Here is a 1,642-nt window from a genome sequence, read left to right on the forward strand (position 1 = left end):
TGCGGTTGGTGTCGCGGGTGCGGGCGGTGCTGGGTGTCGAGTTGCCGTTGCGGGTGTTGTTCGAGGCGCCGACCGTCGCGGGTCTGGCGACCTGGTTGAACGAGTCGAGTGTGGCCGTGGCCCGGCCGGTCCTGCGGGCGGCAGAGCGTACGGTGCGGACGCCTTTGTCCTTTGCGCAGCAACGACTCTGGTTCCTGAGCCAACTCGACGGACCCAGCCCGCTCTACAACATCCCGGTCGTGGTGCGGCTCGGCGTCGAGCTGGACGTCGACGCGGCGGACGCGGCGTTGCGGGACGTCATCGAGCGGCACGAGTCGCTGCGGACGGTGTTCGCGGTAGCCGACGGGCAGCCGTACCAACGAATTCTGGACCCGGCCGGCCTGGACTGGGCCCTGCAGGTGCGGACCGTGCGCCCGGCGGAGCTGGACCGGGCCATTGCCGAGGCGGTCGAGCACCCGTTCGACCTGGCGGTCGAGGTGCCGGTGCGGGCGTGGCTGTTCCAGGCCGGAGCCGAGTCGGCTCTCGTGCTGGTGGTGCACCATATCGCCGGTGACGGTTGGTCGATGGGGCCGCTCAGCCGAGACCTCTCGGTGGCGTACGAGGCGCGGCGGATCGGTGCGGCGCCGCAGTGGGCGCCGCTGCCGGTGCAGTACGCGGACTACGCGGTGTGGCAGCGCGAACTTCTCGGCTCCGAGTCGGACCCGCAGAGCCTGCTGTCGACCCAGGTCGCCTACTGGCGGAACGCGCTGGCCGGGGCGCCGGAGGAACTGACCCTGCCGGTGGACCGGTCGCGTCCGGCCGTGGTATCACACCGCGGGCACCAGGTGCCGCTGTCGGTGCCGGCCGAGGTGCACCAACGGCTCGCCGAGCTGGCCCGAGCCGAGGGCGTGACCACGTTCATGGTCCTGCAGGGCGCGTTCGCCGTGCTGCTGTCCCGGCTCGGGGCGGGCACCGACATCCCGATCGGTTTCCCGGTGGCGGGGCGCAATGACGAGGCCCTGGACGACCTGGTCGGTTTCTTCGTCAACACCCTCGTGCTGCGTACGGACCTGTCGGGCGACCCGACCTTCGCCGAGGTGCTCCGCCGGGTCCGGCAGAGCAGCCTGGACGCCCTCGAACACCAGGACGTGCCGTTCGAACGGCTCGTCGAAGAGCTGGCGCCGCTGCGCTCGCTGGCCCGGCATCCGCTGTTCCAGGTGATGCTCACGCTCCAGAACCTCGAACGCGGCACGGCCGGCCGGCCGCAGGCTGATGTCGGCGCGGTGAGCACCACCGTGCGATTCGACCTGGAGGTGACGGCTACCGAGACGTACGACGCCGAGGGCCACCCGGCTGGTCTCCAGGGCGCGGTGGTGGCGTCCGTGGACCTGTTCGACGCGTCGTCCGCACAGCGGATCGCCGACTGGTTCGTGCTGGTGCTGGACCGGGTGACCGCCGCCCCCGGCGTCCGGCTGCACGATGTTGACCTGCTGGACGCCGGTCTGCGGGAGCGGTTGGTGTTCGAGTGGAATGACACCGCTGGTGATCTTCCCGTGGGCACGGTGGTGGAGTTGTTGGCGCGGCAGGTGGTGGCTACGCCGGATGCGCCGGCGGTGATCGGTGATGGGGTGGAGCTGTCCTACCGTGAGCTGGATGCGGCGGC

The 1,642-nt window shown here is 71.0% G+C and carries 1 protein-coding gene; it reads left to right on the forward strand.

The annotated features are described in order from the left end of the window. A partial coding sequence (locus tag ACFY2A_RS30520; RefSeq protein WP_387176804.1) for a condensation domain-containing protein occupies positions 1–1,642 on the forward strand: 1,642 nt, incomplete at both ends.

It is taken from the genome of Micromonospora sp. NPDC000442, from assembly GCF_042898635.1.
In the GTDB taxonomy this organism is placed as follows: domain Bacteria; phylum Actinomycetota; class Actinomycetes; order Mycobacteriales; family Micromonosporaceae; genus Micromonospora.